Origin of the sequence: Streptomyces sp. NPDC004327 (genome assembly GCF_042873935.1) — a bacterium.
Classification (GTDB): Bacteria; Actinomycetota; Actinomycetes; order Streptomycetales; family Streptomycetaceae; genus Streptomyces.
Genome location: NZ_JBIAME010000002.1, coordinates 734,351 through 755,863 on the forward strand (window position 1 = coordinate 734,351; position 21,513 = coordinate 755,863).

21 protein-coding genes are annotated in these 21,513 nt (G+C 72.9%); 9 read left to right on the forward strand and 12 right to left on the reverse strand.

The window, feature by feature from the left end; genetic code table 11:
* Positions 1–19: 19 nt before the first annotated feature.
* Positions 20–802 (reverse strand): helix-turn-helix domain-containing protein, encoded by a 783-nt coding sequence (locus ACFYU9_RS09435; RefSeq protein WP_389343932.1) that lies wholly within the window; start codon positions 800–802, stop codon positions 20–22.
* A 339-nt stretch (positions 803–1,141) separates the two neighbouring features.
* Here ACFYU9_RS09435 and ACFYU9_RS09440 point away from each other — a divergent pair, with 339 nt between their 5' ends.
* Positions 1,142–1,720: a hypothetical protein gene (locus tag ACFYU9_RS09440; RefSeq protein WP_389206719.1), complete on the forward strand. Its 579-nt coding sequence runs from the start codon at positions 1,142–1,144 to the stop codon at positions 1,718–1,720.
* Positions 1,721–1,726: 6 nt separating this feature from the next.
* Here the strand turns inward: ACFYU9_RS09440 and ACFYU9_RS09445 are convergent, their stop codons facing one another.
* The 3 genes from ACFYU9_RS09445 to ACFYU9_RS09455 form a co-directional block, all read right to left on the reverse strand.
* Complete coding sequence (locus ACFYU9_RS09445) at positions 1,727–2,737, reverse strand: LLM class F420-dependent oxidoreductase (protein ID WP_389343935.1); 1,011 nt, start codon at positions 2,735–2,737, stop codon at positions 1,727–1,729.
* A 133-nt stretch (positions 2,738–2,870) separates the two neighbouring features.
* Positions 2,871–3,743 carry a DUF5336 domain-containing protein gene (locus ACFYU9_RS09450; RefSeq protein ID WP_389205669.1) on the reverse strand — a complete coding sequence of 291 codons (873 nt, stop codon included), beginning with the start codon at positions 3,741–3,743 and terminating at the stop codon, positions 2,871–2,873.
* A 161-nt stretch (positions 3,744–3,904) separates the two neighbouring features.
* The gene (locus tag ACFYU9_RS09455; protein ID WP_389343938.1) at positions 3,905–4,738 is read right to left on the reverse strand and encodes an N-acetylmuramoyl-L-alanine amidase; all 834 of its coding nucleotides are present in this window, start codon (positions 4,736–4,738) and stop codon (positions 3,905–3,907) included.
* A 377-nt stretch (positions 4,739–5,115) separates the two neighbouring features.
* On the opposite strand from ACFYU9_RS09455, the gene ACFYU9_RS09460 reads away from it, so the two are divergent.
* Entirely contained in the window at positions 5,116–6,543 is a 1,428-nt protein-coding gene (locus tag ACFYU9_RS09460) for a DUF3488 domain-containing protein (RefSeq protein WP_389343941.1), read from the forward strand.
* 15 nt (positions 6,544–6,558) lie between these two features.
* Here the strand turns inward: ACFYU9_RS09460 and ACFYU9_RS09465 are convergent, their stop codons facing one another.
* Together ACFYU9_RS09465 and ACFYU9_RS09470 are read right to left on the reverse strand one after the other, a co-directional pair.
* The gene (locus tag ACFYU9_RS09465) at positions 6,559–7,197 is read right to left on the reverse strand and encodes a class I SAM-dependent methyltransferase (protein WP_389205665.1); all 639 of its coding nucleotides are present in this window, start codon (positions 7,195–7,197) and stop codon (positions 6,559–6,561) included.
* A gap of 196 nt (positions 7,198–7,393) precedes the next feature.
* The gene (locus ACFYU9_RS09470; RefSeq protein ID WP_389343944.1) at positions 7,394–8,389 is read right to left on the reverse strand and encodes a 5-methyltetrahydropteroyltriglutamate--homocysteine methyltransferase; all 996 of its coding nucleotides are present in this window, start codon (positions 8,387–8,389) and stop codon (positions 7,394–7,396) included.
* A 140-nt stretch (positions 8,390–8,529) separates the two neighbouring features.
* On the opposite strand from ACFYU9_RS09470, the gene ACFYU9_RS09475 reads away from it, so the two are divergent.
* The 3 genes from ACFYU9_RS09475 to ACFYU9_RS09485 all read left to right on the forward strand — a co-directional run bounded on the left by ACFYU9_RS09475 (position 8,530) and on the right by ACFYU9_RS09485 (position 12,575).
* Positions 8,530–8,997, forward strand: coding sequence for a cupin domain-containing protein (locus ACFYU9_RS09475; RefSeq protein WP_389205661.1), 468 nt, complete (start codon positions 8,530–8,532; stop codon positions 8,995–8,997).
* Between the two features lie 187 nt (positions 8,998–9,184).
* Positions 9,185–11,347, forward strand: a complete 2,163-nt coding sequence (locus ACFYU9_RS09480; protein WP_389343946.1) for an acyl-CoA dehydrogenase — start codon at positions 9,185–9,187, stop codon at positions 11,345–11,347.
* 13 nt (positions 11,348–11,360) lie between these two features.
* A complete protein-coding gene (locus ACFYU9_RS09485) occupies positions 11,361–12,575 on the forward strand; it encodes a lipid-transfer protein (protein ID WP_389343949.1) in 1,215 nt (404 codons plus the stop codon).
* Positions 12,576–12,585: 10 nt separating this feature from the next.
* On the opposite strand, the gene ACFYU9_RS09490 is transcribed toward ACFYU9_RS09485, so the two are convergent.
* The 3 genes from ACFYU9_RS09490 to ACFYU9_RS09500 are packed head-to-tail and all read right to left on the reverse strand — an operon-like array spanning position 12,586 to position 14,514.
* The gene (locus ACFYU9_RS09490; RefSeq protein ID WP_389206715.1) at positions 12,586–13,218 is read right to left on the reverse strand and encodes a response regulator; all 633 of its coding nucleotides are present in this window, start codon (positions 13,216–13,218) and stop codon (positions 12,586–12,588) included.
* 40 nt (positions 13,219–13,258) lie between these two features.
* Positions 13,259–14,086: a tyrosinase family protein gene (locus tag ACFYU9_RS09495; protein ID WP_389205655.1), complete on the reverse strand. Its 828-nt coding sequence runs from the start codon at positions 14,084–14,086 to the stop codon at positions 13,259–13,261.
* A gap of 23 nt (positions 14,087–14,109) precedes the next feature.
* Positions 14,110–14,514, reverse strand: coding sequence for a tyrosinase family oxidase copper chaperone (locus ACFYU9_RS09500; protein WP_389205653.1), 405 nt, complete (start codon positions 14,512–14,514; stop codon positions 14,110–14,112).
* Positions 14,515–14,835: 321 nt separating this feature from the next.
* Between ACFYU9_RS09500 and ACFYU9_RS09505 the strand changes: the two genes are divergently transcribed.
* Entirely contained in the window at positions 14,836–15,102 is a 267-nt protein-coding gene (locus ACFYU9_RS09505; RefSeq protein WP_389343952.1) for a hypothetical protein, read from the forward strand.
* Here the strand turns inward: ACFYU9_RS09505 and ACFYU9_RS09510 are convergent.
* The 3 genes from ACFYU9_RS09510 to ACFYU9_RS09520 form a co-directional block, all read right to left on the reverse strand.
* Positions 15,099–16,253 (reverse strand): sensor histidine kinase, encoded by a 1,155-nt coding sequence (locus tag ACFYU9_RS09510; RefSeq protein WP_389343954.1) that lies wholly within the window; start codon positions 16,251–16,253, stop codon positions 15,099–15,101. The genes ACFYU9_RS09505 and ACFYU9_RS09510 overlap by 4 nt on opposite strands.
* Positions 16,254–16,355: 102 nt before the next feature.
* Positions 16,356–17,078, reverse strand: a complete 723-nt coding sequence (locus ACFYU9_RS09515; protein WP_389205647.1) for an ABC transporter permease — start codon at positions 17,076–17,078, stop codon at positions 16,356–16,358.
* Entirely contained in the window at positions 17,075–18,040 is a 966-nt protein-coding gene (locus tag ACFYU9_RS09520; protein WP_389205644.1) for an ABC transporter ATP-binding protein, read from the reverse strand. Before ACFYU9_RS09520 ends, ACFYU9_RS09515 begins: the two co-directional genes overlap by 4 nt.
* A 292-nt stretch (positions 18,041–18,332) precedes the next feature.
* Here ACFYU9_RS09520 and ACFYU9_RS09525 point away from each other — a divergent pair, with 292 nt between their 5' ends.
* The 3 genes from ACFYU9_RS09525 to ACFYU9_RS09535 all read left to right on the forward strand — a co-directional run bounded on the left by ACFYU9_RS09525 (position 18,333) and on the right by ACFYU9_RS09535 (position 21,423).
* Complete coding sequence (locus tag ACFYU9_RS09525; RefSeq protein ID WP_389205642.1) at positions 18,333–19,190, forward strand: MaoC/PaaZ C-terminal domain-containing protein; 858 nt, start codon at positions 18,333–18,335, stop codon at positions 19,188–19,190.
* A 37-nt stretch (positions 19,191–19,227) separates the two neighbouring features.
* Complete coding sequence (locus tag ACFYU9_RS09530; protein ID WP_389343956.1) at positions 19,228–20,304, forward strand: Zn-dependent alcohol dehydrogenase; 1,077 nt, start codon at positions 19,228–19,230, stop codon at positions 20,302–20,304.
* Between the two features lie 174 nt (positions 20,305–20,478).
* Complete coding sequence (locus ACFYU9_RS09535; protein ID WP_389343958.1) at positions 20,479–21,423, forward strand: 3-oxoacyl-ACP reductase; 945 nt, start codon at positions 20,479–20,481, stop codon at positions 21,421–21,423.
* Positions 21,424–21,513 lie beyond the last annotated feature (90 nt).

A 21,513-nucleotide genomic window follows, 5' to 3' on the forward strand; every position in this document is an offset into this window, starting at 1 on the left:
ACCGCTGACGTACGGCCGCTCAGCCCGCGATCCACGCGCTCGCCGTGTCCCGGCCCGCCAGGAACCGCCCCGGCGGCAGCCCCGTCAGGGCCGTGAACTCCCGGCTCAGGTGAGCCTGGTCGTACAGCCCGCACTCCACCGCCGTCTCCGCCGCCGGCGTGCCCGCCGTGAGCAGCCGGATCGCCCGGTTGAGCCGCAGGACGCGGGCGAGCCGCTTCGGGCTGATGCCCAGCTGCTCGCGGAAGCGGCTCTCCAGGTGCCGCATGCTCCAGCCCGTCTCGGCCGCGACCTCGTGGATCGGCAGCGCCCCGGCGGAGCGCTCCAGGACCCGCCACGCCTCCAGGACGGCCGGCGCGGGCCCGGGCGCCGCGGCCGCCTGTGCCGTCCAGCGCAGCAGCGTCTCGTCGAGCAGCGCGAACCGCTCCTGCCAGCCCGGCGCCTCCGCCAGGGCCTCGCCCAGGTGCCGGGCGCGGGCGCCGAGCACGTCGGCAGGGTCGGTGAGCGCGTCGGCGAGCTCGCCGAGCGGGCTGCCGAAGAGCCGGTACGCCGCCCAGGGCGCGAGCGCGAGCTCCACGCCGTACGCCTCGCCCCCGTGCCCGAGCACCCGGGCCCGGGTGTGCAGCCCGGACACCAGCGAGCGGTGCCGCATGCCGCCGGCGCCGCCGGTGCCGGTGCACGCGCCCGTCCCCCTGCCCGTCCCCGAAGCCGGCCCCGAGCCCGTCCCGCGGACCCGCATCTCTCCCCCGAAGCCGATGAGCAGCGACACCCGCCCGCTCGGCACCACCAGACGCTCCTGCGGCACACCCGCCGTCGTCCTGAACCCCCGGTACGTCCCGATGCCCGGCCGCAGCCGGGCGTCGGGCGCCCCGTAATACCACTGGCACCGGCCCCCACCGGTGCACACGCGGCTTCTGACCATCTATCCCTCGAACCTCTCGTTCCGTCTCGGGAACCACTCTCCGAGCGGCCCGGTGGCGAGGGCCAGAGGCGCCGCCGTCCCAGGGACGCGGAGGGACGTCCCAGGGCTCTGACCTGCGGGTATGTGCATCGAGTGGAGTGCAGGAAGGGACGGTCGCACCCGTACGGACACACTCCGCTGGCGCCCTCCCGGCCCCCGGGCGAGGCTGACGCCATGCCCTCCGTGCCCCGCTTCACGCGTGCCCGCCGCGCCCTCGCCGCCGTCTGCCTGTCCGCCGCGCTGCTCTCGACCACGGCCGCCTGCGGCAGTGACGGCTCGCAGTCCATGGCGACGAGCGCCGACGTGCGGGCGAAGGCGACCCCGACCCCGTCCGCCAGTGCGAGCTTCGAGAAGCAGAAGCTGGCCAAGACCCGCTTCGTCGCCAACGCGGGCCTCGCGGCCGGCGCCACGTACCAGTGGATCGTGAAGCCCTATCGCGCGGGCAAGTTCAAGAAGGGCGCCGACGGCCGGACCTTCGCCCTCGTCAAGGCGGGCCTCGCGGGCGCGTTCACGTACAACCGCCTCAAGGCCGCCGTGGAGAACGCCAAGGGCGACCCGCTCCTGTCCAAGGCGGTCGCTCCGCTCTCCGCCGGCATCGAGTCGCTGAAGCAGCTCGGCACGAAGCTCCGCAAGGGCGGCGCCACGGACGGCGACATCGGCGGCCTGGAGGGCGTCATCAACAGCGTGAAGGAGGCCGGGAAGAGCGCGGGCGCCAATGTCGTCGACAAGGTGCCGAGCGCGTCCCAGCTCAGCGGTGGGTGAGCCCCGTCAGGCGTTCAGCTCCGCGAGCGTCCGCAGGGTGACCGGGTCCGGTGCCGTGACCAGGAGGTCCGTCACCGGGCCCGTCCGCCATCGCGCGAGCCGCTCGGCGATCCGGGCGCGCGGCCCGACGAGCGAGATCTCGTCCGCGAAGGCGTCCGGCACCGCGAGCACGGCCTCCTCGCGCCGCCCGGCCGCGAACAGCTCCTGGATGTGCCGGGCCGCCGCCTCGTAGCCCATCCGCGCCATCAGATCGGCGTGGAAGTTACGGGCCGCGTGCCCCATGCCGCCGATGTAGAAGCCCAGCATCGCCTTGACCGGCAGCAGCCCGGCGGCGACGTCGTCGCAGACCTGCGCCCGCACCATGGGGGCCACCGTGAACCCGTCCGGCAGCGCCTCCGGCAGGGCGTACACCTCGGCCCAGCGGCCCGGCGACCAGTAGAGCGGCAGCCAGCCGTCGGCGATCCGCAGCGTCTGCGCGATGTTCTTCGGGCCCTCGGCGCCCAGCAGCACGGGCAGGCCGGCGCGGAGCGGATGCGTGATCGGCTTGAGCGGCTTGCCGAGGCCGGTGCCGTCCGGGCCGGTGTACGGGAGCGGGTGGTAGCGCCCGTCGAGCGTGACGGGCCCCTCGCGGCGCAGCACCTGCCGCACCACGTCCACGTACTCCCGGGTCGCGGTCAGCGGCGAGCGCGGGAACGGCCGCCCGTACCAGCCCTCCACGACCTGTGGCCCCGAGAGCCCGAGCCCGAGCGTCATCCGGCCGCCGGACAGATGGTCGAGGGTCAGGGCGTGCATGGCGGTCGCGGTCGGCGTCCGGGCGGCCATCTGCGCGACCGCCGTGCCGAGCCGGATGCGGGAGGTGTGCGCGGCGATCCAGGTGAGCGCGGTGAAGGCGTCGGAGCCCCAGGCCTCGGCCGTCCACACCGAGTCGTAGCCGAGCGCCTCGGCCTCGCGGGCGAGTGCGAGGTGCGCGGGGGCGGGGCCGCGGCCCCAGTAGCCGAGGGCGAGTCCGAGTCGCATGCCGCGCAGCCTTTCTGACGGTGTGTCAGCCAAGTCGGCCAGGTCGGCACTGTACGACAGCGGCCCCCCGCCCGGAAGAGATCCGGGCCGAGGGGCCGCCGGTGAAGCAGGAGGGAACGGCAGGACGGGAGGGTCAGCCGCGCTGGATGCCCGTCGTGTCCTGGAGCACACCGCGCCGGCCGTCCTGGGTCTGCGCCACCAGCGCCTGACCGCGCTGTTCGACCGCCAGGTACCAGGTGCCGGGCGCCAGCTCGGCGATCGGGGCGGCGCCGCCGTCCTCGCCGTAGAGCGGACGGGCCACCGGGACCGCGAACCAGAACGGCGCGAAGTCCGAGGCGGCCGGGGCCGGGGCCGGAGCCGGGGCCGCGGCGGCGGGGGCCGGGGCGGGAGCCGGAGCGGCCTGGTGCTGGGCGGCCTGCGGCTGGCCGCCGAAGGGCTGGCCACCGAGCGACGGGTCCGGCTGCGCGCCGTACGGCTGCTGCTGCGCACCCGGGTAGCCGTAGCCGCCCGGGACGCCCTGCTGACCCGGGCCCTGCTGCATGCCCATGCCGTACGGCTGCGGGGTCTGCGGCTTCGGCGCGCCGAGCAGCGGCGCCTGCAGCGCCGGGACCAGCGGGCCCGCGACAGCGGCGCCGGCCAGGACGAGCGAGGCGATGAGGCCGAGGATCAGACCGGCACCCGCGTTGGCCGACTCGAAGACCCACATGAGCATGGACCACGCCGAGGCGACCGCGAACGCCGCGCCGACCTGCCCGAGCTCCAGACCGGCCACCTTCCGCGGCTGCGGCAGCGCGCGCGTGACGAGCACCAGCGCGGCACCGGCGATGCCGAGGAAGACGGCGCCCCAGCCGAGCGGCGAGATCTCCCACGAGTACGCGGAGTCGTACGACTTGCAGATGTCGCCCGGCGCGTCACAGCCGGAGATGCCGAGGAACGAGGCGATGAACAGCAACACCGCAGCACCGGCCAGCACGCCGTCGCCTCGGGTGAGGGAGCGGATATTCACGTAAGAATCCTTCGTCGGGTCGTCTCGTCGGGGTGGCGCGAAGCACGGGGGCGGCCCCATCGTACGGAAGCGTACGGAGAGCACGGAGAACACAGAGAGTACGGAGCGTACCGATCGAATCTATCGTCCGCCCGTTCGTTCACCGGCTCCGGCCCCGAGTCCTACCCCTTGAGATAGGCCGCGATGCCGTTCGCGATCCCCTGCGCAGCCTTCTGGCGCCACGCGGCGTCGGTGAACAGCGTGGCGTCCTTCGGATCACGCATGTTGCCGCATTCGATGAACACCTTGGGAACGGTGGAGAGATTGAGGCCCCCGAGATCGTCGCGGACGTCCAACCCGGTACCGGATCCGATGTAGTTGGCGGGCCTGGAACCCGTCGCGCGGGCGAACTGTGTGACCAGCGCCTCGCCGAGGGTACGGGACGGTCCCACGATCTTCGAGGTGTCGGCGGCCCCGCCCTTCACCTTCGCGGGCAGGATCACATGGAACCCGCGGTTCCCGGCCGCCGAACCGTCCGCGTGCACGGACACCACGGCGTCCGCCCGGGCGGCGTTGCCGATCCGGGCGCGCTCGTCGATGCACGGCCCGTACGGGCGCTCGGCGTCATGGACGAGCACGACCTTCGCGCCCTGCTTCTTGAGGAGATCGCGAAGACGGTGTGAAACATCGAGGGTGTACGCGGCTTCGGTGTAACCGTGGTTCGTGGACGTGCCGGTGGTGTCGCACTCCTTGCGAGTCGTCCCGATATCCACCTTCTTGTTGATTTCGGTGGAATGCCGGAAATTGCCAGGATTGTGCCCGGGGTCGACGACGATCGTCCGCCCGGCGAGGGGGAGGGCTGCCGAGGTGGCGGCCGAGGTGGCCGCGGGGCTGGGCGCGGCCGTGGCCTTGGCGTCGGCGGCACGGGCGCTCCGCGGCCCCGCCGACTCGGCGGCGCCGCCGCAGGCGGTCAGGGCGAGCGGCAGGGTGAGCGGCACGGCGAGGGCGAGAAGCATCCGATGGTGGTGGGGCACCCCGCGACGGTAACGGTTTCCGGCCGGGATTGCCTGCACCGGAACCGTGTGTGTGGGGGGATCGTGAAGGGTAAGTGCGTGGAACCGTCGCGACGACCAGAGGGGGAACGGTGACGGGCGAAGACCGTGAATCAGCACCCAGACCATGGGAGTGGACGGGCGGGGCTCCGGGCGGGGGCCCGTCCGTGCCGCCACCTCCCGAGCACCCGCCGGTGTACGACGCGGTGCCACCCGCGTCGGCACCGCCTCCCGCACCTCCGGCACCTCCCGTACCTGCCGCCCCTCCAGGGCCCGCGAATCCCGCCCAAGCGGCGGCCGTCGCCCTGCTCAACCTCTCCTGCCTCGGCCTCGGCTACGTCTTGCTCAAGCAGTGGATCCTCGCCGCCGTCTGCTGGGCGGCCACCATCGCCCTGCTCGTCGTCGCGCTGCCCGCCGACCCCGACGGCGTCCCGCTCGCCGCGCTCGTCGCGTACGGGCTCTTCCTGCTCCTCGCCGCCGCCGACGGCGCCCGCCGCGGTCTGCGCGCGGACCCCGACACCCTGGCCCTGCCCGCCGCGCGCCGCGGCCTCGTGCTGCCCGCCGCGCTCGTGCTGGTGCTCGTCGTCCCCGGCGGCGGCACCTTCGCGTACGGCGCGGCGCGCGACGAGGCCGTCGAGCAGTCGCTGCTCGACCGCCTGGCCGCGGCGGACACCCAGGTGAAGCAGGGCGAGGGGCAGTCCTTCACGAGCGTCGAGTCGGTCTACCGCCAGGCCCTGGCCACGTACCAGGACATCGGCGCCGGGCACGCCGGCTCGCGCGCCGCCAAGCAGGTCCCCGACCGGCTCGTCACCTACTACAAGACGGTCTCCGCCCCGTACGACAAGCAGGACTACTGCGCCGCCGTCGCCCCGCTCAAGCACCTGCGCTCGCTGCCCGACACCGTGGACCGCAAGCTGCTCGGCAGCCTCGTCGGCAAGGCCGACGACCCGCTCGCCCAGTCGCTCTTCGAGTGCGGCACGCGCACGATCGGCTCGGCCGGCGCCGAGAACACCTCCGCCGACCAGCTCAACGAGCTGAGCAGCACCTTCCCGCAGTCGCCGTACACGCAGAAGGTCGAGCCCACCCTCCGCGAGGGCCTGCGCACCCGGGACAAGTCCGTCGGCATCGCGCCCTGCGACTCGACCCTCGAACTGCGCCGCTTCCGCGACACCGTGAGCCGGCTGCAGGGCGCCGGGTTCGGCGACCTGGGCCAGGACACCGCGGCGACGATCCAGCGCGCCGACTTCGGCTGCGGCCTCGACCACTTCAAGAAGAAGGAGTTCGACGAGGCCAAGTCGGCGATGGACGACTACGTGAAGGCGTACCCGTCCAGCCCGCAGAACGCCCAGGCCCGCAACGTCTCCATCGCCGCCGAGATCGCCGGCGAGACCCCGGCCGCCGGCAACAGGGTCCCGAGCGGTGACACCGCCGACGGCTCGGGCCAGCCGATGGTCGTCAGCAACGACGGCCCCGGCGAGGTCGAACTCCTCTACACCGGCCCGGTCACCGGCCGCATCACCATCCCGGCCTGCGGCGGCTGCAAGGCCTACCCGACGCTCCTGCTGCCCAAGGGCGGCAGCGTGAAGCCCTGCTCCGGTTCGTCGTCGAAGTACCCGAAGCGGACGCTGATGCTTCCGCCCGGCAACTACCAGATGCTCCAGAAGCGCTCGGGGACGACGACGTCGCGGGAGGTGAAGAAGGGCAGCACCACGAAGATCGAGTCGGGCTACACGTACACGAACTGCCTGTACGTGACGTCGCTGTACTGAGCCCCGCCCGTTCCGTCACTTGTTCCGTCGGAGGACCCGGAGGGAGTCCGTGACCGAGATCTCCTCGAAGTCACCGGACTCCAGGGCGCGGAGGTAGATGCGGTACGGGGCCTGGCCGCCGTCCTCCGGGTCCGGGAAGACGTCGTGGATGACGAGCAGGCCCCCGGGGGCGACCTTGGGGGCCCAGCCCTCGTAGTCGGCGCCCGCGTGCTCGTCGGTGTGGCCGCCGTCGATGAACACGAAGCCGAGCTGCCCGCCCCACACCGCCGCGACCTGCGGGGACCGGCCGACGACCGCGATGACGTGGTCCTCCAGGCCGGCCTTGCGCAGCGTGCGGCGGAAGGTCGGCAGCGTGTCCATGACGCCGACCTCGGGGTCGACGACGGTCTCGTCGTGGTACTCCCAGCCCGGCTGCTGCTCCTCGCTGCCCCGGTGGTGGTCCACGGTGACGGCGACGGTCCCGGCCGCGCGCGCCACGTCGGCGAGGAGGATGGTCGAGCGCCCGCAGTAGGTGCCGACCTCCAGGAGGGGAAGCCCCAGCTCCGCGGCCTCGGCGGCGGCCTCGTACAGCGCGAGCCCTTCCTTGACCGGCATGAAGCCCTTGGCGGCCTCGAAGGCGGCGAGGATCTCGGGGGTGGGCTCGGTGGCGGGCATGGGGCGCTCCTACTGGCGAGTACGTGGGTACGGGCGCCCATCGTGCCCTACGCGCCGCACACGGACCACACCGTCGTCCCGCTTCCCGTCCCCGACGGCAACCGTGATCGACCACTCCGGCCGCTGACCCACAGCGCCGCGCGCCTGCCCCGGTGCCGAGAACGCCGGGGCAGGCGCGCGGTCGTCCGTGCCGCTCCTACAGGCCGAGGTCCTTCGCGGCGAGCTCCGTGCCCTTCACCCGCGCCTCGATCTTCGCGAAGGCGGTCTCGCGCGACAGGAACGTGTCGTCGGCGTACGCGGCGAAGCCGGCGTCGTCGCAGGTGCCGAGCCGGTCGGCCGGGAGGTGCCGGGCGGCCGCCAGGATCCGGTCCCGTACCTGCTCGGGCGTCTCGACCCGCTGGTCCAGGGGGTCGGTCACCCCGACGAACACCCGGGCGCTCGGGGGCAGATGGTCCGCGACGAGCGCCAGGACCCTGTCGGGGTCGGGCTCGCTCGCCAGCTGGACGTAGAAGTTGCCGGCCTTGAGCCGGAAGAACTTGGGCAGCAGCTCGGCGTAGTCGACGTCCAGGCTGTGGGTGGAGCCCTGGTCCGCGCCCGGGTACGTGTGCACGCCGATGCGGGCCCGCTCGTCCTCGGTGAAGCGCTCCAGGACCCGGTTGTCGAGCGCGACGAAGTCGTCGAGCAGGCCACCCGACGGGTCCAGCTTCGCCGTCAGCCGGTGCAGGCCGCAGTCCAGCTGGACGCGGTGCGCGCCGGCGTCGAGGCAGGAGCGGATGTCGGCCTCGGCCTCGTCGGCGACGTCGCTCAGGAACTGCTCGCGGGAGTAGCCGTCGATGCCGTCGGCCGGGTAGAGCAGGCTGAGGTGGGAGGGGGAGACCACGGTCGCCTTGACCGGCAGGGACGTGTGCTCCCTCGCCTCGCGGACGAAGCTGCCCGCGCGCCCTCCGTACCGGAAGGGCCCGGCGGTGAGCTTCGGGAACTCCCGCAGGTGCCCGTCCGCGTAGGGGATCGTCACGCCGCTGGCGGCGACGCCGGCGAGGCCCGTGAGCGGATAGGCGACGGAGTTCGTCCGGCCCTCCTCGCCGTCGACGAGCACGGGGCAGCCCAGCTTCTCCAGCTCGGCCAGGTTGTCGGCGACGGTCCCGCCCTGCTTGCGCGGGAGGCTGCCGATGGGTTCGGTGGCAAGAGTCATGATCCGGACCCTAGGAATCCGGTGGGCCCGCCGGGTCTGACCTGGGGGATGTTCACCCGATCGGGGCGGCGGTTGCGGGGTGCTCCGGGCGGCCGGACGCTGGAAGGAGCAAGGCCAAGAGGGAGAGGAGGTCTGTCCTCATGGCTGAGAAGGTCTCGCTGAAGTTCGGCGAAGGCAGATCGTTCTGGTTCATGAACGGGCTGTACACGGTGAAGGTCTCCGGCGAGGAGTCCGGGGACGTGTGCAGCATCGTCGAGATGTGGCTGCGCCAGGGCTGGGGCCCGCCGCCGCACACGCACGACGTGGCCGAGTCGGTCTACGTGCTGGAGGGCCGGCTGCGGATGCACCTCGCCGGCGAGCAGGTGGACGCCGGGCCGGGTTCCTTCTTCCACATCCCCGTCGGGACGGACGAGCAGCCCGAGGTGGTGGAGGAGTCCAGGATCCTGGCCGTCTACACACCGGGCGGCTTCGACAAGTTCTTCGCCGAGGTGGGCGAGCCCGCCGCGTCGAACACCCTGCCACCGCTGTCCGAGGAGCCTCCCGACTTCGAGCGGATCGCGGAGATCGGCAGGCGGTACGGGTTGAGCCTGCAGCCACCGGGTTCGTGAGGCGGCGTTCGTGAGGCGGCGTTCCTGAGCCCGCGCGGTCATGCGGCCGGTCGGTCCCGGCCGGCAAGGCCCGCGATCCACAAGGTCCGCGATGCCGCGATCCGCAAGGTCCGCGGTCCACAAGGTCCGCGATTCACAAGGTTTCTGACCTTCCGTCAGATTGGAACGTGTTCTAGTCTGCGGTGCCATGGGCATCGCCATCACGCACGAACAGCGGGAGCTCGCCCGATCCGTCCGCGGCTGGCTCAGCCGCGCCGTACCGCCCGGGGAAGTGCGGGCACACCTCGACGCGCCCGGGGCGGCACCGGGCCGCCCGGCCTACTGGGACGCGGCCGCGGCGCAGGGCCTGCTCGGGATCCATCTGCCCGAGGAGTACGGGGGCGGGGGCGGCGATCTCGTCGACCTCGCCGTGGTCCTGGAGGAGGCGGGGCGGTCGCTGCTGCCCGGGCCGTACCTGCCGCACGTGCTCGCGGCCGAGCTGCTGCGGCGGGCCGGACGCGGCGAGCCGGCGGGTGCGCTGGCGGCGGGGGAGCGGATCGGGGCCGTCGCGTGGGGCGGGCCGGGGAGCCTGACCGTCGCGCCCTCCGTGACCGCCGACGGGCTCGTCCTCGACGGCGTGTCCCCGCCCGTGCTCGGCGCGGCCGGCGCCGACCTCCTGATCCTGGCCGCGCACTCGCGGGCGCACGGGACCGTCTGGCTGGCGGTGGACGCCGGCACCGTCGACGTCCGCCCGCACGACGACTGCGCCGACCCGACACGGCCCACGGCCGAAGTCGCCGCCGACGGCGTCGCCGTACCGGCCGACCGGCTGCTCACGGGCCTCGACTCCGGCACCGTGCACGACCTGGCCGCCGTACTGTGCGCGGCCGAGGCGTGCGGGACGGCCGCGCGGGCCGTCGAGACGGCGGCCGGACACGCCCGTACACGCGTGCAGTTCGGCCGGCCCATCGGGCAGTTCCAGGGCGTCAAGCACCTCTGCGCCGACATGCTCGTCCGTCTCGAACAGGCGCGGGCGCTGGTGTGGGACGCGGCGCGGGCGGCACGGGAGGACGTGGCGGCCGGGATCCGCTCGTACACGGCCGCGCTCGCCGCCGGGGCCGCGCTGGACGCCGCCTACGGCTGCGCCAAGGACTGCATCCAGGTGCTCGGCGGCATCGGCTTCACGTGGGAGCACGACGCCCATCTGTACCTGCGGCGGGCGCTGGTCGCGCGCGAGCTGCTGGGCACGGGCGACGCGCACCGGCTGGCGGCCGTACGGCACGCGGCGGCGGGGACACGGCGGGAGCTGCGAGTCGAACTCCCGGAAGCGGCGGCCGAGTTCCATCGCCAGGCCCGTGAAGTCCTCTCGAAAGTGGTGGGGTTGCCACCTCGCGAGGCCCGGCGGGAACTGGCGGGGACGGGCTACGCGGCCCCGCACCTGCCGAAGCCGTACGGACTCGGCGCCGGACCGGTCCAACAGCTCGCCGTACAGCGCGAGATGGCGGACCTGGGTGTCGCGCTCAGCCCCTTGTCCATCGCCACCTGGGTGATCCCCTCCCTGCTCGCGTACGGGTCGGCCGAGCAGCAGACCCGCCACCTCGGCCCGACCCTGCGCGGCGAACAGCAGTGGTGCCAGCTCTTCTCCGAGCCCGAGGCCGGTTCGGACCTGGCGTCCCTGCGCACCCGGGCGGAGCGCGGAGCGGACGGCTCCTGGCGGGTGAACGGCCAGAAGGTGTGGACGAGCGCGGCCCAGTGGGCCGACTACGGCATCCTGCTCGCCCGCACCGACCCGGACGCGCCCAAGCACCGCGGCCTCACCTACTTCGTCGTCGACATGAAGAACACGCCGGGCATCACCATCCGCCCGCTGAAGGAGATCACCGGCGACTCCCTCTTCAACGAGGTTTTCTTCGACGACGTGCCGCTGCCGGCCGACGCCGTGGTGGGCGAGATCGGGGGCGGCTGGCAGGTCGCGCGCAACACGCTCGGCAACGAGCGCGTGCACATGGCCGACCAGGTGGCCTTCGACACCGGCCTGGAGTCCCTGATCGCCGCCTGCGGCGCCCTGGACTCCTCGGTCCGGGTCCGCGTCGGCGCCTTGGTCGCCGAGGCGCACGCCCTCGCCTGCATCGGCCTGCGCACCACCCTGCTCCAGGTCTCCGGCCTGGAAGCGGGCCCGGGCGCCAGCGTCCGCAAGCTCGTCCAGACCCTGCACCAGCAGAAGGTGGCCGAGCTGACGCACGAACTCCGGCCGGGGAAGCGGACATTGCACGGGCTGCTGATGTCGCGCTGTCTGACGATCGCGGGCGGGACGACGCAAGTGCAGCTGAACGTGGTGGCCGAGCGCCTGCTCGGCCTGCCGAGAGACTGAGGGGACTGTCGCTGTGAAGTCGTACATCGTCGGTGTGGGCATGACGAAGTTCGAGAAGCCGGAGACCCGGGACTGGCAGTACTGGGACATGGCCAAGGAGGCCGGCGAGGCGGCCCTCGCCGACGCGGGCATCCCGTACGCGCTGGTCGAACAGGTCCCCGTCGGCTACTGCTTCCAGCCCTCGACGGCCGGCCAGCGCGCCACGTACGAACTCGGGCTCACCGGCGTGCCCGTCTACAACGTCAACAACAACTGCGCGACCGGTTCCAGCGCGCTGATGCTGGCCCGGCAGCTGGTGGAGGGCGGCGCGGCCGACTGCGTTCTCGCCCTCGGCTTCGAGAAGATGGCGCGCGGCGCGCTCGGCGGCGGCGCGGAGGGGTCCGGTGCCCGCGGCGGCGCCGCTGATGTCGGCTTCAAGACCTCACCGGTCGCCCGCCACTACGGCATCATGGCCGCCGCCCACGGCTTCGAGATGACCCCGCCCACCGCCCAGATCTTCGGCAACGCCGCCCGCGAACACATGGACCGCCACGGCACCACCGAGGCCCAGCTCGCCGCCGTAGCCGCCAAGAACCACCGCCACTCCGCCGACAACCCCAACGCCCAGTTCCAGGACGTTTACACGGTCGAGGAAATCCTCGCGGCCAAGACCATCCACCGCCCCCTCACCAAACTCCAGTGCTCCCCGACCTCCGACGGCGCCGCAGCGGCGGTCGTGGTCTCGGAGCGCTTCGTGAGGGAACACGGCCTGGCCGGCCGGGCGGTCGAGATCGCGGCCCAGTCGATGACGACGGACACGGAGGAATCCTTCTCCTCCGGCTCCTGCATCGACGCCGTGGGCCGCCCGATGTCGAGGGCGGCCGCCCGCCAGGTCTACGAGATCTCGGGCCTGGGCATCGAAGACGTGGATGTGGTGGAACTGCACGACTGCTTCTCCATCAACGAGCTCCTGACCTACGAAGCCCTCGGCATGTGCGAGGAAGGCGCCTCGGGGAAGTTGGTGGAATCGGGCGCCACGACCTACGGCGGCCGCTGGGTCGTCAACCCCTCCGGCGGCCTCATCTCCAAGGGCCACCCCCTCGGCGCCACGGGCCTCGCCCAGGCCGCCGAACTGGTCTGGCAGCTCAGGGGCGAGGCGGGCCCGCGACAGGTGGCGGGAGCACGGGTGGGGCTGGCGCACAACATCGGGCTCGGCGGGGCTGCGGTGGTGACACTGCTGCGGCGGTAGCGGCCACGGCCTACAGCCAGCCCTGCCGGCGGGCCGCCCGGACCGCTTCCATGCGGTTGCGGGTGCCCGTCTTGCCGATGGCCGAGGAGAGGTAGTTGCGGACCGTCGACTCCGAGAGGTGCAGGGTCGCCGCGATGTCGGCGATCGTCGCGCCGTCGACGGAGGCGCCCAGGGCGTCTCGTTCGCGGGCCGTCAGGGGGTTGGGGCCGGCGCTGAGGGCGGCGGCGGCGAGGGCCGGGTCGATGACGGTTTCGCCGCGGAGGGCCTTGCGGATGGCCTCGGCCAGGTCCTCGACCGGGCCGTCCTTGACCAGGAAGCCGGCCGCTCCGGCCTCCATCGCGCGGCGGAGGTAGCCGGGGCGGCCGAAGGTGGTGAGGATCAGGACGCGGCAGTCGGGGACCTCGTCGCGGAGGTCGGCGGCGGCGTCGAGGCCCGAACGGCCCGGGAGTTCGATGTCCAGGAGGGCCACGTCGGGCCTCGCCGTCAGGGCCGTGCCGACGATCTCGTCGCCCCGCCCTACCTGTGCCACCACCTCGATGTCCGGCTCCATGCCGAGGAGGAGGGCGAGCGCGCCGCGCATCATGCCCTGGTCCTCGGCGAGGAGGACGCGGATCGACTTCGAGGGGCGGTGGTCCTGGGGCATCTCGTTCACAGGTTCAGGGTAGGGCGGGCGACGGAGGTCGTCAGGCTGCCGTGTCGAACGTGTAGTGGGCCGTGTGGTCGAGCATGTCGGCCGGGGTGACGTTGTTCCACGGGCGCATCGTGTCGTGGAGGTCCACGACGTTCGGTGTGCCGGCGGCCGGGAGGTAGGCCGACTTGGGGTGGCGGGCCTGCCAGGTGGCCCAGAGCTTGTCGACGAAGGCGTGGTGGAGCCAGAAGACCGGGTCGTTCGGGGAGACGCCGGTGCCCATCTGGCCGCCGACCCAGACGTGGACGCGGTTGTGGAGGTTCACGCCGCGCCAGCCTTCGAGGTGGTTGCGGAAGCCGTCGGAGGCGCTGTTCCAGGGCGCCATGTCGTACGTCTCCATCGCGAGGACCGTCTCGACCTCGGCGCGCGTCGGCAGCTGGCGGCCGCCGGCGCCCAGGTCCCTGCGCAGGTAGTCGCGGCCGTCGACGCGGACGTTGATGGTCCAGCGGTTGCCGGAGCGGGCGAACGGGCCGTCGGTGACCTGGCCGTCGCGGGCCCGGCCGGTGCCGCCGAGGAAGTCCGGGGCCCAGATCGAGGCGGCGGTGGTGCGGTCGGCCGTCCAGTCCCAGTAGGGCAGGGTGACCGTCGGGTCGACGGACTGCAGCGCCTGCTCGAACTCTATGAGGAAGCGGCGGTGCCAGGGCAGGAACGACGGCGAGCGGTGGCCGACCCGGTCGCCGTTGTCCGTGTCGCCCATGATGAAGGCGTTGTGTGTCGTCACGAAGGCGTCGTAGCGGCCGTTCCGCTTCAGCTCGTGGAGCGCGTTGACGAAGCGGCGCTTCTCGTCGGCGGTGAGCGTGGCCTGGTTCTTGCGTACGGTCATGGTGGTGCGGCTCCTGGAGCGGATCAGGCGTGCGGGAGGGTGACGGGGACGAGCGCGGCGCCCTGGAGTTCGCGGACCGCGGCGCGGGCGGCGGCCCGGGGCGAGGCGACCGGCTCGTAGTGGGTGATCACGCTGATCCAGGTGCCGTCGGCGTTCTGCATGACGTGCAGTTCGTCGCCGTCGATGGTGACGCTGTAGCCGCCCCCGTGATGGCCGCCGTGATTCCCCCCGTGGTGGCCGCCCCCGGTCGACGGGCCGCCCTTGATGCGGCGGCCCTGGTAGATCTCGTCGAAGCCCGCCGGATCCGCCGGAGCCGGAACCGGTGCGGTCGCCGCCTGAGCCTGGCCCGCGAGCGCGAGGCCCGCGGCCACACCGGCCGCCGCCCCCGCGGCGACGCCCAACGCCGTACGGCGCGAGATGTCGGTCATGGAAACCCCCTCATGGTCTGTGCGACCGAGGGTTGGTCATATGCCCCCGGTCGTTTCCATCCGTACTAGGAGGTGTTGGTGTGGCGGAAATCGGCGCAAGTCGGTTGGTCGCGATGCGGACAACCTCCCGCGAAAAGTGCAAGGTTGAACGGAGTTGATCTTGCTGGGGAAGGGGGTTCCGGGGGTTGCGGAGCGAAATCCTCCGCCGGGAGGGGCGCCCATCGGAAATGATCTTGCTGTTCCGTGCGTCGGGTGTGGCGGGGCGCACTTCCGCAGACTGGCCGGATCGCATCCCCGCCCCGGCCCGCTCGTTGGCACGGCATGAACACCGCTCAGCGCACCCTCGCCGCCGCCCTCCTCGCCGGCGCCGCCCTCGGACTCACCGCCGCCCCGTCCGCCCTCGCCGCCGATGCCGGCGCCGACGCCAAGGGGCTCGTCGGACTCCTCGCGCTCGACGCCCTCGACCATCACGGTCAGCCGAGTCAGCCGAGTCAGCCGAGTCAGCCGAGTCGGCAGAGCCGGCCGAGTCAGCAGATCCAGCAGGCCACCGTCAGCGGGAACGCCTCCGAGCAGACCATCGGCAGCTAGGCCCCCGCGGCTCCCGCCCCCGCTTCCACCGCCTCCACCGGCAGCTCCGCCGTCACCCGGAACCCGCCCCGCGGCCCCGGGCCCGACACCAGCGTGCCGCCCGCCGCCGCCACCCGCTCCCGCAGGCCCTTCAGGCCGCTGCCCGGCGTCCCCGGCCCCGTGCCCCGCCCGTTGTCCGTGACCGTCAGGCGGACCCGCTCCGGTCCGCCGCCCACCTCGATCTCGCAGCGCGTCGCGCCGCTGTGCCGTACGGCGTTGGTCGCCGACTCGCGCACCACCCAGCTCAGCAGCGCCTCCGTCTGCGGCTCCAGCGGCGGGCCCGACTGGCGGACGACGGGCTCGATGCCGGCCGAGGAGAGCGCGTCGCGCGCCCGGTCCAGCTCCGTCGTCAGACTGCCCTCGCGGTAGCCCGTCACCGCCTCCCGGATCTCCGTCAGCGCCTGGCGGCCCACCGACTCGATGTCCGTGAGCTGCGCGAGCGCCGCGTCCAGATCCCGGGGTGCCAGGCGCCGGGCCGCCTCCGACTTCACGACGATGACGGAGAGGGTGTGGCCGAGCAGGTCGTGCATGTCGCGGGAGAAGCGGAGGCGCTCCTTCTCGACCGCCGAGCGGGCCAGCTCCTCGCGGGTCGCGCGCAGTTCCTGCACCGTCTCGTTCAGGGTGAGGATCGCCGCCGTCACCATGATCGAGATGAACGTCCCGTACACGATCCCGAACTCGTCCCAGCCCTCCCGCCAGACCGACACCACCCCGACCCCGACGCACAGCGGGAACGCCATCAGTGCCAGCCGCCGGCCGCGCCGGAGGACCGCGCCCACCGCGAGGCCCATCAGCGGGAAGAAGAGCAGCCAGTCACCGCCGTAGGCGGCGGCGAGCGCGAAGGTCAGCGCGCAGAGGACGGCGAGCAGGCCCCAGGTCACCCGGGTCTCGCGGGTGCGGTCGGCGAAGGCGCGGATGACGACCGTGATGTAGAGGGAGTTGAAGGCCAGCAGGCCGAGGCCGCCGATCCACGGGTTCGGGACCTCGTGGTTGATGAGGTTGGAGATCGCGCCGAGGCCCATCAGCAGCCACGGGATCAGACTCATTCCCGTCGGCCCGCGGTCCCGCGCGCTCTCCGCCCTACGCCGCCAGATGTCCCGCAACCCTGCCATGACCGTCCCCGTCCTTCATGCCGTCCCACACGCCAACCGTTACGCCGTCCAACACGCCATCCGTTACGCCCGTCCGTTACGCCCGTCCGTTACGCCCGTCCGTTACGCCGTCCTCGCGGAACGACGGTACGAGACCGCCGCGTACCCGCCGAACAGCGCCGCCCACGCCACCAGGATCGACACCGCCCCCAGGCCCGGCATCGTGCCCTCCGTCACCGCGCGGCCCAGCTCCGAGAAGCGGTTGGTCGGGGTGTACGTGGAGATCGTCGCCAGCCAGTGCGGGAAGAGAGTGGTCGGGAACCACAGACCGCCGAGCACCGAGAGGCCCAGGTTGCAGGCGACGTTGACGACGCCGGTCGTCTGCGCGGAGAGACGGTAGCCGTTGCCGAGCCCGAGGAGGGTGAAGGGCAGCGAGCCGGCCCAGAGCGCGAGCGCGACCACGGCCCACTGCCAGGCGGCGAGTTGTACGCCGTTGACGATGCCGCCCGCCAGCAGCACGGCCATGATGGCCGGCAGCACCACGACCGTGCCGGTCAGGGCGCGGCCCGTCACCACCTGGCCCGGGGTCATCGGGGTGATCCGCAGCTGGCGCAGCCAGCCGATCGACTTGTCCTCGGCGACGCCGCTGCCGAGCGACAGGGCGGCGCCCAGCGCGCCGTACGCCGCCATGCCGACCATCGCGTACGCCTTGTACGCGGAGCCGTTCTGGCCGCCGAGGTTGGTGAAGAGGAGGTACATCATCACCGGCACGCCGAGCGACGAGATCAGGAATCCGGGGTCGCGCAGGGTGCGGCGGACTTCGAGGCGGACGTACGCGGTGATCATCGGGCCGACTCCAGGTTCTCCGAAAGGCGGGTGGTGGTGGCGGTGGGGCGGGTGAGGGCCAGGAAGGCGTCGTTGAGCGAGACCCGGGCGACCTCCAGGCCCCGTACGGCGTCCATCGCGGCCAGGGCGAGCACCGTCGCGTCCGAGTCGTCGCTGCGCAGCTGGGCGCGGTCGCCGCGGATCTCGACGGCGGTGACGCCGGGCAGCGAGGCCAGACCCTCGGTGGGGCGGCCGGCCAGGTCGAAGGAGACGGTGGTGCCGCCCGCGGCGCGCTTCAGCTGCTCGGCGGTGCCGTCGGCGAGGACGCGGCCGGAGTCGACGACCACGATCCGGTCGGCGCTGGCGTCGGCCTCCTCCAGGTAGTGCGTGGAGAAGAGGACGGTGTTGCCGCGCCGGGCGTAGCCGCGCATCGAGTGCCAGAAGGCTTCGCGGGCCTCGACGTCGAGCGCGGCCGTCGGCTCGTCGAGGACGATCAGCTCGGGGTTGCCGGCCAGCGCGACGGCGAAGCGGACGCGCTGGGCCTGGCCGCCGGAGAGCCGGTCGACCCGGCGGCCGGCGAGCTCGGTGAGGCCGGCCAGCTCCAGGGCCTCGGCGACCGGCAGCGGCTTCGGGTAGGTACGGGCCACGAACTCGACCAGCTCGCGGACCGTGACCCGGGGCACCGGGCGGGTGTCCTGGAGCATGGCGCCGATCCGGCCGGACCCGACCGCGCGGACGGGCGCGGCACCGAAGAGCCGGACCCGGCCGCTGTCGGGCTCGTCGAGGCCGAGGAGGAGGTTGATGGTGGTGGACTTGCCGGCGCCGTTGCGGCCGAGCAGGGCGACGGTCTCGCCGCGGCGGATGGTGAGGTCGATGCCGTCCACGGCGCGCACCGCGCCGAAGGTCTTGGTGACTCCGGCGAACTCGACCGCCGTCGCGTCGGCCCCCGTCGTCGTCCTTGCTGTCCCCGTTGTTGTCGTCATGACCACGACGTTACGGAGCGGGAGCGGGGGCCCGGCAGGCTCAGGCGTACGGACCTGGCCGTGACAAATGTCCTGGGCCGGTCCGGGGGTGGCCGGGTCGGTCCTCGATCACCCGTTACGGCGAAGGTTTCTGACGCTGTGTCAGGAGGGTTCCCATCGCCGCACCCCTCCGCTATACATGGGGATCGCCGTACTAGAACGCGTTCTAGAACGGCCCCGCACGGCCTCGGCGCGGTCGACGGTGCGGACGGCCGCGCCGAGGTCTTCACCTGCCACAAGGAGCAGCAACGCGATGCCCATTGACGCCGCCAAGGCCGTCGCCGCCGAGCCCCGCAGCGCGGAGATCGCCTGGGACCACAAGGACGTCCAGCTCTACCACCTCGGCCTCGGCGCGGGCGTCCCCGCGACCGACCCCGACGAGCTGCGCTACACCCTCGAATCCCGGCTCCACGTCCTGCCCAGCTTCGCCACCGTCGCGGGCGCCGGGATGGGCGTCGTCGGCGGGCTCTCCGCCCCCGGCATCGACATCGACCTCGCCGCCGTCCTGCACGGCGGCCAGTCGATCACCCTGCACCGCCCGCTGCCCGTCGCCGGCCGGGCCGTCTCCACCTCGCGGGTCGCCGCCGTCTACGACAAGGGCAAGGCCGCCGTCCTCGTGCTCCGCTCCGAGGCCGCCGACGCCGACGGGCCGCTGTGGACCTCCGACGCCCAGATCTTCGTCCGCGGCGAAGGCGGCTGGGGCGGCGACCGCGGGCCCTCCGAGCGCCTCGAACTCCCCGCCCGCGAGCCCGACGTCACAGCCGAGCGGGCCGTCCGCGAGGACCAGGCCCTGCTCTACCGGCTCTCCGGCGACTGGAACCCGCTGCACGCCGACCCCGAGTTCGCCAAGCTCGCGGGCTTCGACCGGCCGATCCTGCACGGCCTCTGCTCGTACGGCATGACCCTCAAGGCCGTCGTCGACACCCTCCTCGGCGGCGACGTCACCCGGGTCCGCGCCTACCGCACCCGCTTCGCCGGGATCGTCTTCCCGGGCGAGACCCTGCGGATCCGGATGTGGCGCCTGGACGGCCACACCGTCCAGGTCGCCGTCACCGCCGTGGAACGGGACGACGCCCCCGTACTCGCCGACACCGTCGTGGACCACTCCTGACCCACCCCGGAACACCACCCCCGAGGGGAGCCGCACCATGCGCGCAGCCGTACTGCACGAGATAGGCCAGGACAAACTCGAAGTCCTCGACGACGTCGAGGCGGTGGGCTTCGGCCCCGGCAAGGTGCGGATCCGGGTCCGGGCCACCGGTCTGTGCCACTCCGACGTCTCCGCCATGACCGGCGTCCTCCCGCAGCCCGCGCCCTTCGTCCCGGGACACGAGGGCGCGGGCGAGATCCTCGACGTCGGCGACGGCGTCACCGGACTGAGCGCCGGCCAGCGGGTGCTGCTGTGCTGGCTGCCCGCCTGCGGCAGCTGTCCCGCCTGCAAGCGCGGCCAGACCCAGCTCTGCCTGGCCGGCTTCTTCAACGCCGGCACCCCCAACTTCAAGCGCCCCGGCGGTGACGTCTTCGGCTTCGCCGGCACCGGCACCTTCGCCGAGGAGGTCATCGTCGGCGCCGGCTGCGCCGTCCCGATCCCCGACGACGTGCCCTTCGACATCGCCGCGCTCATCGGCTGCGGGGTGACGACCGGACTCGGCGCCGCCATCAACACGGCCAAGGTGGAGGCCGGTTCGTCGGTCGCCGTCATCGGCTGCGGCGGCGTCGGCATCTCCGCCATCCAGGGCGCCAAGCTCCAGGGGGCCGCCCAGATCGTCGCCGTCGACCCCGTCGAGTCGCGCCGCGAGGCCGCCCTCCGCTTCGGCGCGACCGAGGCCGTCGCTCCCGACGCGCTCGCCGACGCCAAGCAGCGCGTCACCGGCGGCGAGGGCTTCGACTACGTCTTCGAGGTCGTCGGCAAGTCCGCCACCGCGCGCACCGCGTACGAGACCACGCGGCGCGGCGGCACGCTGTGCGTCGTCGGCGCGGGCGCCCTCGACGACTTCCTCCAGCTCAACATGTTCGAGCTGTTCTTCGACGAGAAGCGGATCCTGCCGTCGATGTACGGGGGCGGCGACGTGCTCCGCTCCTACGAACGGGCCATCGCGCTGTGGCGGGCCGGCCGCATCGACCTGGAGTCGCTGATCACGCACCGGGTGCCGCTGGCGGGGATCAACGAGGCGCTGGAGCAGATGCGCACGGGCGTGGCGCTGCGTACCTGCATCGAGATCTGACCGCTGGATCCAATATCTGGGATCCAGGATCCGGGACCCAATATCCGGGATCCGGGACCCCATATCCGGCGCCCGGCACCCGGTATCCGGGACTCCATCTCCGGGATCCGATGTCCGGGATCCGATGTCCGGGATCCGACCGCGACCCGACCGCGAACTGAGGGGAAACGACCCATGTCACTGCCTCTTGAAGGGCTGAGCGCCATCGTCACCGGCGCCGGCCGCGGCCTCGGCCGGGCCGAGGCGCTCGAACTGGCCCGGCTCGGCGCGGCCGTCGTCGTCAACGACTACGGGCAGCCCGGGCGCGACGGCTCCGGAGCGGCCTCCGCGGCGCCCGCGGAGGAGGTCGCCGAGGAGATCCGGGCGGCGGGCGGCCGGGCCGTGGCGCACCTCGGCGACGTCGCCGACTTCGAGACCGCGCGGGGTCTGGTGGACCTGGCCGTCGCCGAATTCGGGAAGCTGGACGTGCTGGTCAACAACGCGGGCATCCTGCGCGACCGGATGGTCTTCTCGATGAGCGAGGACGAGTGGGACTCGGTCATCCGGGTCCACCTCAAGGGCCACTTCAACACCACCCACTTCGCCGCCGTGCACTGGCGCGCCCGTGCCAAGGCGGGCGAGAGCGGGGTCTACGGCCGGATCGTCAACACCTCGTCGGAGGCGTTCCTGGCGGGTTCCGCCGGGCAGCCCAACTACGCGGCGGCCAAGGGCGGCATCGTCGGCCTGACGACGTCGACCGCGCTGGCGCTCGCCAAGTACGGGGTCACCGCCAACGCCATCTGCCCCCGCGCCCGCACCCGCATGACCGAGGACGTCTTCGCCGGCTTCGCCGAGCCGACGGCCGAGGACGAGCTCGACCCGCTGTCGCCCGAGCACGTGGCGCCGCTCGTCGGCTATCTCGCCTCCCCGGCGGCGGCCGGCGTGAACGGGCAGCTGCTCGTCGTCCACGGCGGGATGGTGGCGATCGTGGACCGGCCCAGGGTGGCCGCCAAGTTCGACACGGCCAAGGACGTCTTCTCGTACGAGGAGCTGGACGCGCTGCTCACCCCGCACTACGCGGGCCGCCCGGCGGGGGAGACCTTCGCGGCGGCCGAGGTGCTGGGGTTGAAGAAGGACTGACGGGCTCAAGAGCTCACGGAAAGGACTGACCACGCAGGGGGTCTGGTGGGGAACGCGAACGGCCCCCGGAAGGATCCGGGGGCCGTTCGC